This is a genomic window from Lactobacillus pasteurii DSM 23907 = CRBIP 24.76 (assembly GCF_000297025.1).
Taxonomy (GTDB): Bacteria; Bacillota; Bacilli; order Lactobacillales; family Lactobacillaceae; genus Lactobacillus; species Lactobacillus pasteurii.
Window position 1 is genome coordinate 1 of sequence record NZ_CAKD01000017.1, and the last position, 14,647, is coordinate 14,647.

The following is a 14,647-nucleotide window of genomic DNA, read 5'->3' on the forward strand; positions in this document are numbered from 1 at the left end:
GCTGCTATATAAAACATGGAAATATGTAGAAGAATACGCATTTCCTACATATCAGAAAGATATATTTTTCCTTTCTTTGTTTCATTTACTGTCGTCTTCACTAGTATTCTGATATTCCACCTGGGAGTAATCACATTGACCAGCTCTTACAGCTTAAGGACCTAGCCAGCCCCGTTTATTTTCTTTTTATTTTGCCAAAGCTAAAAGATTTAATACTGCATTTTCATCTCGATCGTTTGTATATCCACACTGATAACAGATATACTCGTTGTGTTTAGTGCCATGCTTTTGGTTGCCTTGCAAAGTGATCTTTTCATCACCTTTTTTGACATAGCCACACTCAGCACATCTTTGTGTTGATGGATAGGTTTTATCAGCTAAGATCAATTCTTTGCCATACCAAGCACATTTGTAAGTCAGAATTTGTCTAAACTTACTAAATACTGATCTCTGCATACCTTTTGAAGCAACATGCGTCATCATCATTTCTTTGACAGCTAAGTCTTCAATTACAATTTGGTCGTAATCATTAACTAGCTGCGTAGTAAACTTCTGTAAAAGATCGTTTTGGATATTAGCTACTTTACGATAATCTCTTTGCAGTTTGGTTCTCACTGCATAGTAATTATTACTTTTAATAGCTAACTTACCATTAACCTTTCTTTTGACTGCCAACGTTCTTTGATAATGTTTGATGCGCTTGTAAAGCTTTTGCAATTTAGCAGGCAAAACATTGATTTGACCTTCTGTATAGTTGAAGTGACCAACATTGACGTCAACTGCTGTCTTTTGTTGAGTTTTAGCCTTAGCTGAAATCTCTTCTTCATAAGGTAAAGCCGCGTAATAGCTGCCTTTTTCTTTGAAGATACTTACTACTTTGACCTCATCCATCTTTAGAGCTTCATAGCTTTTTAAATCAAACCAATTTTCCTTTGAGACACTTCTAGGCTTATCAAGCCGAAGTTTGCCATTAACAATCTTGGCTCTGTCAGTCTTAAAGCCTTGTCTAGGATCTTTCTTAGATTTAAAACTAGGTATACCCCAATCAGGCTGAGCCTTATCAAAGAAGTTCTTCCAAGCATTAGCTAAGTCTTTAACAGCTAGTTGCAAACATCGAGCAGACAAAGCATATTGCCAATCAGCTTTATTTGCGACTAATTCATCACGGACTCGGCGCTCATTGGGGCTTGGATTATCCTTTTTATTTAATGTATGAGCTTCATACATCAATTGCCAAGTTTCTAAGCCTTTATTCCAGCAATATCTGCGATAATCACACAAAGCATCAAGATGCTTTCGCATGGTTTTATTAACTTTTAGCTTTACTACTTGTGTTTTAATCATTGCTTCACCTCCTTGAATACAAACATAAGTTTATATAAGAAGACGAAGCAAAACAAGTAAACATTGGATCAAAGCTTATTTTCCATGTTTAACTTTCTAAATAAGCTTAATTATTATTTTTATCTATAATTATCTACATATTTCTATATTTTTGTTAACTGTTAATCAGCTCCTTAGGCATTTTATTTGCACAAATCGTAAACGTATTTACTATTGTATTATACAAATGTGCAAAATCGTAAATATGTTTATGATTTTGTGGTAAAAAAGGTATAACCAAATAAAGTCCAATACCAATCAAAACTAACGATTGGCATTGGACTTTTTGCATGCACTCAAAAGGCAATTAACTTATTCTATCATGAAAGCGCAAACAAATAAAATGAAATGACTTAAGTAATAAGTTATAGCACTATAAATTCCTAATATTTCCAAATAAGTAAAGAAAGCGCTATCATTTGAATTGTAAGATGATAATTTTTAGGGAAGGAGCTCTTCTATGAATATTAGCGATGTTAACTTCAAGGAAATCGTTTCATCATATGCTGATGAATTTCCAACTTACCGAGTTTTAGATGAAAAGGGCAATGTTGTTGACCAAAAAGCCATGGATTCCATTTCAGATGAGGAATTAGTAAAACTAATGGAAACCATCACTTGGGCACGCGCCATGGATGAGAGAGTCATCCTATTGAATCGCCAAGGTGCGCTTGGAAACTATGCGCCTGGTGGTGGTCAAGAAGCTAGTCAATATGGTTCTGTCTTAGCGCTTGATAAGAAAGATGTTTTTGCCCCAACCTATCGTGATGTCTTTACTGCTGTGAAATTTGGCATGACTTTGACTCAAGCCTTCTTATGGTTCAAGGGTCACTACAAGGCTAACCAATATCCAGCTGACTTAAATATGTATTCACCAAACGTAGTTGTAGGTGGTACGCCAATTCAAGCAATGGGTAACGCCATTGCCAAGAGAATGAAAGGCGAAAAGCAAATCGCTTTGTCATTATGCGGAGATTCAGCTACTTCAGAAGGTGACTTTTACGAAGCAATCAACTTCGCCGGCGTTTTCAAGGCTAACTTGGTTGCTGTTGTTCAAAACAATGGTTATGGTATCTCAGTTCCAACTTCTCACCAAACCAAGGCTGAAACCTTAGCGCAAAAAGCAGTTGCTGCCGGCATCCCTGCCGTAAGAGTCGATGGTATGGATCCAGTTGCTGTTTACTACACCGTTAAGAAAGCTCGTGAATATGCAATCGAAAACGGCCCAATCGTTGTTGAAAACCTAACTTACAGATTCGGTCCTCACACTATGTCAGATGACCCTAAGAGATACCGTTCAGATGAAGAAGTAGAAGAATGGCGCAAGAAGGATCCACTTATTCGCCTAGGCAACTACTTAAAGGAAAAAGGTTTGTGGGATGACCAAAAAGTCGACGAAATCTACGAACAAGTTAAAGAAGAAGCTAAGGTTGCCTTAGCTGAAATGACTAAGACTGAGCCTCAAAAGATTTCCGACTTCTTGAAGAACATGTACGCAGTTCAACCACAAAATATTCAAGAACAAATTGCTTACTACGATGCAAAGGAGGACAACTAATATGCCAGTTCTTACATTAGCTCAAGCTGTCAGCGATGGCTTAAACGAAGCCATGAAGAAACATGACAACGCATTGATTTTCGGTGAAGACGTTGGTAAAAACGGTGGTGTGTTCAGAATTACTGCCGGCATGCAAGAGACTTTTGGCGAAAATCGCGTCTTTGATACGCCACTAGCAGAATCAGGTATTCTCCACATGTCAGTTGGACTTGCTCAAGAAGGTTTCTTGCCAATTCCTGAATTGCAATTCTCTGGCTTTGCTGTAGAAGCTTTTGATGCTTTGATTGCACAAATTTCTAGACAACGCTACCGTTCAGGTGGAACTAGAAATGCTCAAATCACCATTCGTGCTCCATATGGTGGTGGAGTTCACACACCAGAATTGCACTCTGACTCACTTGAAGGATTCTTCTCACAGATTCCAGGTTTGAGAGTAGTTATTCCATCTTCAGCATATGATGCAAAGGGTTTGCTTTTGGCATCAATTGAATCAGAAGATCCAGTCTTCTTCCTTGAACACTTGAGACTTTACAGAACAGTCAAGGATGAAGTGCCAGAAGGCTACTACACAGTTCCTTTAGACAAGGCTAATGTGGTTAAGGAAGGTAGCGATGTTAGCTTGATTGGCTACGGCTTGATGGTTCCAATGGCTATGCAAGCTACCGAAAAATTAGCTGAAAAGGGCATCAACGCAGAAGTTATTGACTTAAGAACAGTTTCTCCAGTTGATTATGAAACAATCACTGCTTCAGTAGCTAAGACTCACCATGCAGTAGTAATGCAAGAAGCTCAAAGACAAGCTGGTACTGCGGGTCAAATTATTTCCGAAATCAGTGAAAGAAACTTCATGGACTTAGATGCACCTGTAGCTCGCGTAACTGCTCCAGACTCTGTCTTTGCCTTTGGTTTAGCAGAAGAAGAATGGATGCCAGATGTTAACGATATCGTAGCTAAAGTGGAAGAGACGATTAATTTCTAGGAGGGAACTATGTATCAATACATCTTACCAGACTCTGGTGAAGGTACTCATGAAAGTGCCATTATGTCATGGGCTGCCAAGGTCGGAGACAGAATTGAAGAAGACAAAACTTTATTAGAAATCGAAAGCGACAAGGCGGTTGTTGAACTTCCAAGTCCAGTTACTGGATATTTAGCTAAGATCTACGTTGAAGCAGGAGATACAGCAGTAGTTGGCAAGCCAATTGCAGATATTGCTTTGACTGAAGAAGAATTGAAAAACTATCTAGCAGGTGGTGAAACTGCAACACCAGCACCAGTACCAACTCCAGAACCAGTCAAAGAAGAAGTTTCAGTATCTTCAGCCAAGGCTCCATCAATTGCCCCAGCAGCTACTAGTGAAAACTCAAGCGACATTAGAACTCTGGCTGTGCCAAGAGTACGTCACTATGCCCGCGAAAAAGGCGTTGACCTACACTTAGTTACAGGAACAGGCAATCACGGCAAGATTACGATTGAAGACGTAGACCAGTTCTTATCAGCTGATCCTACTACTCAAATAATTGTGACTGAAACAAAATCTGCAACTTCTGAGCCAGTGGCATCCCCAGCTCCAACTAATGAAGAATTCCCTGAGATCATTGAAAAGATGCCAGCAATGAGAAAGACAATTGCGCAAGCAATGGCTCGTTCAAGTAGCGAAGTAGCTCAAGTAACTGTCTTTGATCAAGTTGAAGTAGATGCTTGGGTTGCTCACCGCAAGAGAATGAATGAAATTGCTAAGGCAAAAGGCTTTAAGCTCACATACACTCCATACATGGTTAAGGCGCTTGTTGGAATGCTTAAGCAATTCCCAGATCTCAATGTCTCCCTTGATATGGAAAAGGGCGAGATCATTCGTCACCAATACTACAACATTGGTGTTGCAACCGACACTCCTAAGGGCTTGATGGTGCCAATGATTCGCAACGCTGAAAGAAAGAGTCTCTTTGATATTGCGCAAGAAATTACTGAAATTGCTGAAAAAGCTCGCGAAGGTAAGATTGCTCCTTCAGATATGGGCAAGGGGTCAATCACAGTTACTAACGTTGGTGCTGCTGCAACTTCCGGTGTTTGGTCAACTCCAATCATCAACTTGCCAGAAGTAGCGATTTTAAACGTTGGTCGAATCGACAAGGTCTTCATGCCAGATGAAGAAGGAAATCCAGTTTTGAAGAATGTCATGAAGATTTCCTTTGCCTTTGATCACCGCGTTGTTGATGGCGTTTATGTTCAAAAGGCCATCAACTTGCTCAAGTCATACTTCAACAACCCAGATTTATTATTAGCGGAGGGATAACAGATGGTTGTAGGTGGATTTACAAATGAAGTCGATACCATCGTTATCGGCGCAGGACCTGGTGGTTATGTAGCTGCTATTAGAGCAGCGCAACTAGGTCAAAAAGTAGTTATCGTCGAAAAAGATCAAGTGGGTGGGGTTTGCCTTAACGTGGGATGCATCCCTTCCAAGGCTCTCATTCATGTGGGCCGCGAATATGCTAAGACCCAAGCAGAAAATCCATTTGGTTTAAAGATCGGCCAAGCAGAGCTAGATTTTGCCAAAGCTCAAGCATGGAAAGACAATAATGTAGTTAAGAAATTGACTACTGGCGTTAGCAGCTTGCTTAAGAAAAATAAGGTTCAAATTATTTCCGGTGAAGCTCACTTTGTTTCACCAAACAAGGTACACGTAACGCCAAAGGACGGTTTAGGTGAAGATTATCACTTCAAGAACATTATCTTAGCTTTAGGTAGTCGACCAATTGAATTAAAGGCTTTCCCATTTGGCGAAGATATTTTGGATTCGACTGGTTTGTTGAATTTGAAAGAAATTCCAAAAGAACTCGCAATTATCGGTGGTGGCTACGTCGGAATGGAACTAGCTATGGCCTATGCAAGTCTTGGCAGTCACGTAACTGTTTTAGAAGGATTAGACCGCGTACTTAACAACTTTGATGCTAATTTGGTCAAGCCAGTTTTGGCTGAAGCAGAAAGTTTGAACATGACCATTATTACTAAGGCTATGGCTTCTCGCTATGAAAAATCAGACGACGGTTTGCACTTGTTCTACAAGCTAAATGACAAAGAAGAAGAACTTGTTGCTGACAAGATTGCCGTAATGGTTGGCCGCAAGCCAAATACTGATGGAATCAGTATCGAACTTTCTGGTCTTGATCTTGATGAGCGCGGCTTGATTCCGGTTGATGAACAAATGCGCACTAGTCAATCGCATATTTATGCAATTGGTGATATTGTCAAAGGTCCAGCTCTTGCTCACAAGGCATCTTATGAAGGCAAAGTAGCAGCTGCGGCTATTTCTGGCGATAAGGGAGTAGCCAATGACTACTTAGTCATTCCAACTGTTGCCTTCACCCACCCAGAAGTGGCGACTGTAGGTATGACTCAAAAAGAAGCCCAAGAGCAGGGGATCGAAACTAAGGTGGCAACCTTTAGATTTGCCAGCAACGGCCGAGCACTTTCAATGGATGAAACCGATGGCTTTGTCCGCCTAGTTTCTGAAAAATCAAGCTCACGACTAATTGGAGCGCAATTAGTTGGACCAGAAGCTAGTGAACTAATTGGCGAAATTACCTTAGCAATTGAAAACTTGATGACGGCAGAGGACATTACTTTGACAATTCATAATCATCCAAGTCTTGCCGAAACTTTGATGGATGCAAGCGAAATTCTCTTAGGCCAAGGCATTCACCAGTAGAAAGGTGATTATTATGGAAAACAAACTTACAGGAAAAGCATTCACTATGAATGTGTTGAATGGTATCGCGATTGGGGCGGTAGTCGTCCTAATTCCTGGGGCCTTGCTTTCAGAAATTGTTAAGGCCCTAAGTCCTTCGATGCCATTCTTAGCAACAATTGGTACTGCTTTATCAATGTCAAATTCGATGATGGGCCTTGTCTGTGGTATTTTGGTTGGACTTAACTTTAAATTCAATCCAATTCAAGCAGCTTCGCTAGGTCTAGCTACTGAATTTGCATCAGGAGCAGTCAAAGTTAACAAAGGCGTGATTACGATTGCTGGAACAGGTGACATCATCAATATGATGATTGTTTCAGCAATCGGCGCGGGACTGATTCTCTTAGTCGGAAATGGCTTAAAGGCCTACACGATTTTGGTTATTCCACCACTCTTATTAGTGGTAGTAGGTTACATTGGCTACGCAATCTTGCCATATGTTGCCAAAATTACTGAATGGATTGGCCTGGGCGTAGCTCAATTATTGAACTTGCAGCCACTTGTAATGAGTATCTTGCTAGCAGTTATCTTCGGCGTTTTGATCATTTCGCCAATCACCACGGTAGGTATTGCTTTGGCGATTTCCTTGGCAGGACTTGGCTCAGGTGCAGCCAATGTTGGTATCTGTGCAACTGGTTTTGGTTTTGCTATTTTAGGATGGAGCGTAAATTCACACGGTACAAGTTTAGCCCACTTCATCGGGTCTCCAAAGATCTCCATGCCAGTTGTAGTTAAGAACCCAAAGACCCTGATCCCAATCATTTGTTCAGCTGCCTGCTGCGGCGTAGTAGCTTACATTTTCAATGTTCAAGGAACGCCAATGAGTGCTGGATTTGGTTTTAGTGGATTAGTTGGACCTATTAACAATTTGAATCTTGCTAAAGGTGGATGGTCCTTAGCTAATATTTTAATTACCATTCTAGTATATGCGGTAGCACCAGTTGTTTTCGGCTTTATCTTCAAGTTCTTGTTTGTAGATAAGTTGCATCTAGTTTCAACTGACGATTATCGTTTGAATGTTTAATTAAGCAAAAGGATTTTCCGACTTAGTTTGGTAAATCCTTTTTTTAAAGGAGAAAAATTATGGGAATTATTAACCGATTGAAAACTATTAGACCAGAAGTAGATCATGCACCCAAGATCAACTTGGTAGTCGTTAAGGCTAATGATCCTGAAGTCCTAACTTGTGTTGAGCAGGCCTGCAAAGAAGGACGAGTATTTGCCTATTTAATCGACAGCCGCGACAAATTGTCTGAAAGCTTGAAAGATTACGACTTGCCAGCAGATAGCTATGAAATTGTTGATGAAAATGATGACCAACAAGCTTCTTTTAAAGCCGTTGAACTAGTTAGGAACGGCCAAGGGGATGCAATTTTAAAGGGACACCTTGCTACAGGCAAAGTGTTAAAAGAAGTTGTAAACCGTGAAACTGGTATTAGAAAAGCGCAAACCCTATCGCATGTGGCGATTATTGCCAATCCAAAATTGGAGCAATTGTTAGCAGTAACTGATGGCGGATTGATTCTACAAGCTGACGAAAACAATGGCAAAGTGATTATCGACAATGCTGCTAGCGTGATGAAGGCCTTGCAGGTTGAAAAGGTAAAGGTGGCACTTTTATCTTGTGCTGAAAATGTCATCCCTAAGTTGCCATCTTCAGTTTTGGAAGACAAGTTAAGCCAGGAATTGTCTGGCCTTGATCCAGATGTAATTGTTGAAGGTCCGCTTTCCATCGACTTAGCCTTATCGCCAGCAAGTGCCAAGGAAAAGGGCTATAACGGACAGATCAAGGGGGATGCAAATGTCTTATTTGCACCTGACATCGTAACTGGCAATACCGTTTCAAAATCCATGCTGTTATTTGGCGATTCACAAATGGCCGGAGTAATTATGGGAGCTAAGGTGCCAGTAATTATTACTTCACGTAGTTCAAGCTATGAAGAGAAGTACGCTTCAATTCTATTAGCGCAGATTTTAATGCTAGATCAGTAGGTGACAAGATGAAACAGATCCTGACAATTAACCCTGGGGCAACTTCTACTAAGATTGCCATGTATCAAGACACGCAATTGGCTTGGAAGGAAGAGATAACTTACTCCAGTCAAGATTTAGCTAAGTATGATAAGATTTTTGATCAATTTTCTTTGCGTCTAGCGGATATTGAAGAAGTCCTTGCTAGCCATCAGGTAACTAAGCTGGACCTAGCTGTTGGTAGAGGCGGATTGATTGGACCGGTTAAGTCTGGGGCAATCAAAGTTAACCAGTCGTTAGTTGATCATTTGCAATATCATCCAGTTCTAGAGCATGCATCTAATCTAGGGGCAAAATTAGCCTGGGAAATCTCCAAAAAGCACGGCACGGGATTAGCCTTAATTTACGATCCGGTGACGGTTGATTCAATGAGTCCAGTTGCTAGACTAACTGGTATCAAAGGAATTGAACGCCGGTCAATTGGCCACCATTTGAACATGCGAGCAGTTGCCAGAAAAGCAGCTGAAAAAGTTGGCAAATCATATGATGACGCAAACTTGATTGTAGTTCACTTAGGTGGTGGTTCAAGTGCTAGCGCCCATAAGCATGGGCAAGTGATCGACTTTGTTTCAGATGATGAGATCATGTTTTCAGCTGAACGCTCAGGCGGCTTGCCAATTAAGGCGATGCTGCCAGTAATTAAAGAAATGGGCCTGGATAAGTTTAACCAATTAATTAGAAAGCGAGGAGGACTATACTCCTACTTTGGAACTACAGATTTGCGGGTTGTAGAAGAAAAAATTGCCCAAGGCGATCAAGAAGCTAGTTTAGTCTTTGATGCCTTATGCCTTGGCATCAGTAAAACGATTGCAGCTTTGAGCGTAAGTATTGCCCAGCCGATTGATCAAATTTGTTTAACTGGTGGAATGGCCAGATCCAACTTACTTTGCAAAAAAGTAGAAGAAAGAGTCCACTTTATTGCTCCTTTGGCAATTTATCCGGGTGAGTTCGAGCTTGAAGCACTAGCTTTAGGTGGATTCAGAGTTCTTAATCAGGAAGAAGAGGCGCAAGAATTATCATTTGATGCCTAGTTTCCTGCCTATGAAGACAGGGTGAAGATTATGATAGATCAGAAAAGACTAGCCAATTTATTTGAAAATTTTGTCAAGAAAAATAATTTGCCTAGGACCATTTTGAAGGTAGAAGACAAAGATCGCCAAGAGCTTTTAGCATTTGAACATGGCGAGATAAGCGGGCAGAGCCCATTTGTTCTTGCTAGCGTCAGTAAGCTGTTTACCACTAGCTTGATCTTGCAATTAATTGATGAAGAAAAGCTGACCTATGATAGCAGAATTACGCAGTTTATTCCTTTAGAAGAGATTGCTGGAATTCATAAGTTTGATCGCGAAGATTATACTGGCGAATTGACTGTTCAAGATTTGCTCTTTCAAAAATCCGGTCTGCCAAATGTCTTCTATGAATCACCAATCGAGCTTAGAAAGCGGGTTGCTAGAGAAGACTTCTCCTTTGAATTTGCGGATTTGATTGATTGGCTGCGACAGATGGACTCACATTTCATTCCAGCTAGTTCTAGCAGCTATTATGCAGATATCAATTTTGTCCTTTTGGGAAGAATTGCGGAAAAGATTACACATAAGTCTTTTGATGATTTAGTTGATCAAAGAATCTGCCGGCCACTTAATTTAATGAATACCTTTATTGCCAGTAGCGAATTTGCGGCGATCCCAGCCTTGTTTACGGGCAAGGAATATCTAAAGCGACCAAAATTGATTTCTTCAGGTTCGGCAGCAGGTGGCGGAGTTTCAACTGCAGATGACTTGATGACTTTTATTCATGCTTTTATCAAGGGCGATTTATTTTCTATCAGTCACTGGCAATATCTAAGAGAGTATTATCCACTTCAAGCAGACTACGCGCCAGTCTATTATGGCGGGGGACACATGAAGCTAATGATTGGTCAATATGACAATGCAGAGCGACTTAGTCTAATTGGACATTCAGGCCTTTCAGGTGCCTTTGCCTTCTACTGTCCGCAGTTTGATTTATATTTTAGTGGAACAACCGATAATGCAAGAGCCAGTCAATTGTGCATCCAACTGCTTTATCTGATTTTGCTAGAAATAGAGAGCGAATTGAAATGAATAAGGAAGAAATTAAAGAACTAAGGCAGCTATTCTATGAAGCAGGATACCTGGTTGGCGAAGTAATGCAAAGAGATATCATGTTCAAATACACTGTTCCAATTGATGTTGAACGGGTTAAATCCTTGACGATAGCTTCAGCTCATAACAGCAAGTTGGTAGTCGGAGTTTTGAATCCATCTGGAGTAGCTTATACATATCGTTTCGTTCAAGGAATCGAAGATGAAATCACTGAGGTTCCTTATGATGGCACGGTGCAAGACTTGTTTAAGAAGCTGCAAGAGGCAATTAGATAGAGCAAATTATAGCGATATAAGTAGTTATTAATATTTAGAATTTCGATAATTTGATAAAATTAAGACAAAGAGTTGAAATTCGCATATGGAGGCATTTTTATGAAAATTATTATCTATAACATCGATGGCAAACATGAAGAACTTGCCAAAGAATGGAGCAAGCAAACTGGCAATGAGATCAAGATCGTGCATGATTTATTGACGCCAGAAACAGTTGAACTTGCTAAGGACTTTGATGGCGTAGTGGTATCACAAGTGGTCAAAGTTGACAATGCAGTTTATCCAAAGTTGCGCGAATATGGTATTAAGCAAATTTCTCAAATGAGTGCCGGCGTTGACATGTATGATCTAGATGCTGCTAAGGAAAATGACATTATCATTTCTAATGTTGCCAGCTATTCTCCAGAATCAATTGCTGAATTTACTGTAATGGTTGGGATGGCCTTGGTTAGACATCTTGAACAAACTCGCCAAAATGTCAAAGAACATGACTTTGCTTGGGAAAATGAAATTCGTGGCAAAGTAATTGGTCAAATGAAGGTTGCTGTTATCGGAACTGGTCGAATTGGTGCAACTACTGGCCGTTTCTTCCATGGCTTTGGCAGCGAAATTGTGGGGTACGACCTTTACCCTAATGAAAAGTTAACCTCATTTTTGACTTATGCAGATTCAGTTGAAGAAGCAATCAAGGATGCAGATATTGTAACTTTGCATATGCCAGCTACTAAAGAAAACTTCCATATGTTTGATGCAGAAATCTTCTCTAAGATGAAGCAGGGTGCAATTTTGCTTAACATGGGACGCGGTGCATTAGTTGACACTAAGGCTTTATTAGCTGCCCTTGATTCTGGTCATCTTGCTGGTGCGGGAATTGACACTTACGAAAATGAAATGCCATACGTACCTAAGAACTTAAGAGGTCAAGAAATTGATGATCCGATCCTTGAAAAGTTGATCAACCATCCAAAAGTTATTTACACTCCACATACTGCTTACTTTACTGACCAAGCTTTGCAAGCAATCGTGGAAACAGCCTTGGAAGCTGCAGTTGAAGTAATCAAAACTGGAGATACAAATAAGCGAGTAAACTAGTTAGAATTTTATCTGAGAAAGAGTGAGACGGATGAAGTACATTGTTAATCACAGCAACAATCCATACTACAACATTGCCCTTGAAGCTTATGCTTTTAGAGAATTGACTGGGGAAGATGAATTGTTTATCCTTTGGATCAACGAACCTTCAATCATTATTGGTAGAAATCAAAATGCAATTGAAGAGATTAACAAAGAATATACTGATGAACATGGTATTCATATTGCCCGTCGACTTTCAGGTGGTGGAGCTGTTTATCACGATCTAAATAATTTGAACTATACTATCATCTCTAATAAAACAGAAGGATCATTTGACTTTAAGACTTTCTCTAAGCCAGTAATCGATACCTTGGCTGATTTAGGCGTAGAAGCAAAATTTACTGGAAGAAATGACTTAGAGATAGATGGTAAGAAGTTCTGCGGCAACGCTCAAGCCTATTACAAGGGCAGAATGATGCACCATGGCTGCTTATTGTTTGACGTTGATATGACTGTGCTTGGCAATGCCTTGAAAGTTTCCAAAGACAAGATTGAATCTAAAGGAATCAAGTCGGTCAGAGCAAGAGTAACAAATATTTTATCAGAGCTGCCTAAGCCAATGACGGTAGACGAATTTTCGCAAGCAATTTTAGCTCAAATGAAAAAAGAATACCCTGATATGACCGAATATGTTTTATCTGATGAAGATAAGGCAAAGATTCAAAAGTCATGTGATGAGCAATTTAGTACATGGGAATGGAATTTTGGTACTTCTCCAAAGTATACTTTGACTCGGTCAGTTCGCTACCCAGCCGGAAAAATTGAAACCTTCATCGATGCAGAAGCTTCAATTATCAAGGGTATTAGAATTTTCGGAGATTTCTTCGGGGTAAGACCGGTATTTGAAATTGAAGATCTTTTGATTGGAACTCGATATGAGTATAAGGATATTTTGGCTAAACTTCAGACGATTGATACCAGTCAATATTTCTCAGGGATGACTAGAGAAGAAATTGCTAAAGCAATTGTAGCTTAAAGTAACGGCAGCGATTTTACTCGCTGCCGTTTTTTGTTTGAAATAGTCCCTTAGAAAGCGCGTTATATCAATAAAAAATCTATTTATAACGTTTAACTAATCGAAATAATTATCTATAACTTAAAATTAATAAAAGATTAGTTGATGAATTTGTATAATTTATAAAAATAACTACTATATGCAAGATATGTTGTGCGGATATATTAAACCAGTTGATATCGTGTCATATTTGTAAAAATAATCTTAAAATAGCTATGCATTAGTCTTTACAAAACCCACTTATACAATATATACTATAAATAGATTGATAGTGTTAATAAGATTTTACAGAAAGTAGAAATAGCTATGGTTAGAATTAATTTAGATAACGAAAACATTATGGATGCTCGAGAAGCAGCTGAAATCTGGAATTTATCCGAAGGATATGTCCGCAAGCGTGTCAACCAAGCTCCACACAAGTTCCCTAAGGGATCAATCAGAAAGTTTGGTAAGCAATGGGTAATTACTACTCAAGGTATGGAAGCAATCACTGGTCGTCCAGACCCACGTAAGCCACCACGCCCAAAGGATAAGAAGGACAAGAAGTAATATAAAAAGCAATTAGCGTCAAAAACTAATTGCTTTTTCTTATTTCTCAAATTATTAGTCTTTGTTGCGGCTTCCAAGGAAGTATGGCATAGCAACAAAGAAGATACCACCGATCATGTTACCTAAAGTTACCCAAAGAAGGTTGTAGAATAAACCACCAACCGAAACGCTGCCGGCTGCAGCAACTGGGTTCATCAAGGCAATGATCAAAGTAGTCATATTAGCGATTGAGTGTTCAAATCCTGTAGCAAAGAATGCTAACAAGCACCAGAAGACCATTATCAACTTAGCAGCATCGTTCTTGGTTTGGAAACCTGACCAAACTGCCAAACATACTAAGATGTTACATAAAATTGCTCGAATTACTAATTGAAGAGCAGGAGCTGACATCTTAGCGGCTGAAGCTTTAGTAAAGACTGCAGCAACTGCTGGAAGGTCAAGACCTGAACCTACAAATAAAGCAGCAAGTAAAGCAGCACCAATCAAGTTACCAATCCAGCAGATTAACCATAAGTAGCCTGCTTGACCAAGGCTGATCTTCTTGTTAAATAGACCAGCTCCCATGACCAAGTTATTACCTGTGAAAAGTTCTGCTCCAGGGATAATTACTAAACTCAAGGCAACACCGAAGATTGCACCCTTAATCAAATTGGCAAATGGTGAAGCACCGATTTGTGAACCAATAGTGAAGGCAAGTAAAATACCAAAACCAATGTACATACCTGCTAAAATTGATAAACCTAAATATCCCAGTGGGTTCTTCTTTAATAAGCCCACCTTTTTGACAGCCGCATTGCTGGCTGCATCAAAAGCTTCTTTATACATAAT

14 protein-coding genes are annotated in these 14,647 nt (G+C 39.8%); 12 read left to right on the forward strand and 2 right to left on the reverse strand.

Going from position 1 to position 14,647, the window contains the following annotated elements; translation table 11 throughout:
- Window positions 1-186: 186 nt before the first annotated feature.
- A complete protein-coding gene (locus BN53_RS03720; RefSeq protein ID WP_009558961.1) occupies window positions 187-1,344 on the reverse strand; it encodes an RNA-guided endonuclease InsQ/TnpB family protein in 1,158 nt (385 codons plus the stop codon).
- A gap of 499 nt (window positions 1,345-1,843) precedes the next feature.
- On the opposite strand from BN53_RS03720, the gene pdhA reads away from it, so the two are divergent.
- The 12 genes from pdhA to BN53_RS03780 all read left to right on the forward strand — a co-directional run bounded on the left by pdhA (window position 1,844) and on the right by BN53_RS03780 (window position 13,819).
- Window positions 1,844-2,941 carry a pyruvate dehydrogenase (acetyl-transferring) E1 component subunit alpha gene (gene pdhA / locus BN53_RS03725; RefSeq protein ID WP_009559584.1) on the forward strand — a complete coding sequence of 366 codons (1,098 nt, stop codon included), beginning with the start codon at window positions 1,844-1,846 and terminating at the stop codon, window positions 2,939-2,941.
- 1 nt (window position 2,942) lies between these two features.
- Window positions 2,943-3,920, forward strand: a complete 978-nt coding sequence (locus BN53_RS03730) for an alpha-ketoacid dehydrogenase subunit beta (protein WP_009559585.1) — start codon at window positions 2,943-2,945, stop codon at window positions 3,918-3,920.
- A 9-nt stretch (window positions 3,921-3,929) separates the two neighbouring features.
- On the forward strand, window positions 3,930-5,237 hold the full coding sequence (locus tag BN53_RS03735; protein ID WP_009559586.1) for a dihydrolipoamide acetyltransferase family protein: 1,308 nt from the start codon (window positions 3,930-3,932) through the stop codon (window positions 5,235-5,237).
- A 3-nt stretch (window positions 5,238-5,240) separates the two neighbouring features.
- Entirely contained in the window at window positions 5,241-6,653 is a 1,413-nt protein-coding gene (gene lpdA / locus BN53_RS03740) for a dihydrolipoyl dehydrogenase (RefSeq protein WP_009559587.1), read from the forward strand.
- 13 nt (window positions 6,654-6,666) lie between these two features.
- The gene (locus BN53_RS03745; protein ID WP_009559588.1) at window positions 6,667-7,716 is read left to right on the forward strand and encodes a PTS sugar transporter subunit IIC; all 1,050 of its coding nucleotides are present in this window, start codon (window positions 6,667-6,669) and stop codon (window positions 7,714-7,716) included.
- 59 nt (window positions 7,717-7,775) lie between these two features.
- Window positions 7,776-8,684 carry a phosphate acyltransferase gene (locus BN53_RS03750; protein ID WP_009559589.1) on the forward strand — a complete coding sequence of 303 codons (909 nt, stop codon included), beginning with the start codon at window positions 7,776-7,778 and terminating at the stop codon, window positions 8,682-8,684.
- Between the two features lie 8 nt (window positions 8,685-8,692).
- Window positions 8,693-9,754, forward strand: coding sequence for a butyrate kinase (gene buk, locus BN53_RS03755; protein WP_009559590.1), 1,062 nt, complete (start codon window positions 8,693-8,695; stop codon window positions 9,752-9,754).
- Between the two features lie 30 nt (window positions 9,755-9,784).
- Window positions 9,785-10,825: a serine hydrolase domain-containing protein gene (locus BN53_RS03760; RefSeq protein ID WP_009559591.1), complete on the forward strand. Its 1,041-nt coding sequence runs from the start codon at window positions 9,785-9,787 to the stop codon at window positions 10,823-10,825.
- Entirely contained in the window at window positions 10,822-11,121 is a 300-nt protein-coding gene (locus tag BN53_RS03765; RefSeq protein WP_009559592.1) for a hypothetical protein, read from the forward strand. Before BN53_RS03760 ends, BN53_RS03765 begins: the two co-directional genes overlap by 4 nt.
- 99 nt (window positions 11,122-11,220) lie before the next feature.
- Window positions 11,221-12,213, forward strand: a complete 993-nt coding sequence (locus BN53_RS03770; protein ID WP_009559593.1) for a D-2-hydroxyacid dehydrogenase — start codon at window positions 11,221-11,223, stop codon at window positions 12,211-12,213.
- 31 nt (window positions 12,214-12,244) lie between these two features.
- On the forward strand, window positions 12,245-13,231 hold the full coding sequence (locus BN53_RS03775) for a lipoate--protein ligase (RefSeq protein WP_009559594.1): 987 nt from the start codon (window positions 12,245-12,247) through the stop codon (window positions 13,229-13,231).
- A gap of 345 nt (window positions 13,232-13,576) precedes the next feature.
- Window positions 13,577-13,819 (forward strand): helix-turn-helix domain-containing protein, encoded by a 243-nt coding sequence (locus BN53_RS03780; RefSeq protein ID WP_009559595.1) that lies wholly within the window; start codon window positions 13,577-13,579, stop codon window positions 13,817-13,819.
- Window positions 13,820-13,873: 54 nt separating this feature from the next.
- Here BN53_RS03780 and BN53_RS03785 read toward each other — a convergent pair whose 3' ends face one another.
- On the reverse strand, window positions 13,874-14,644 hold the full coding sequence (locus tag BN53_RS03785; RefSeq protein WP_009559596.1) for a formate/nitrite transporter family protein: 771 nt from the start codon (window positions 14,642-14,644) through the stop codon (window positions 13,874-13,876).
- Window positions 14,645-14,647 lie beyond the last annotated feature (3 nt).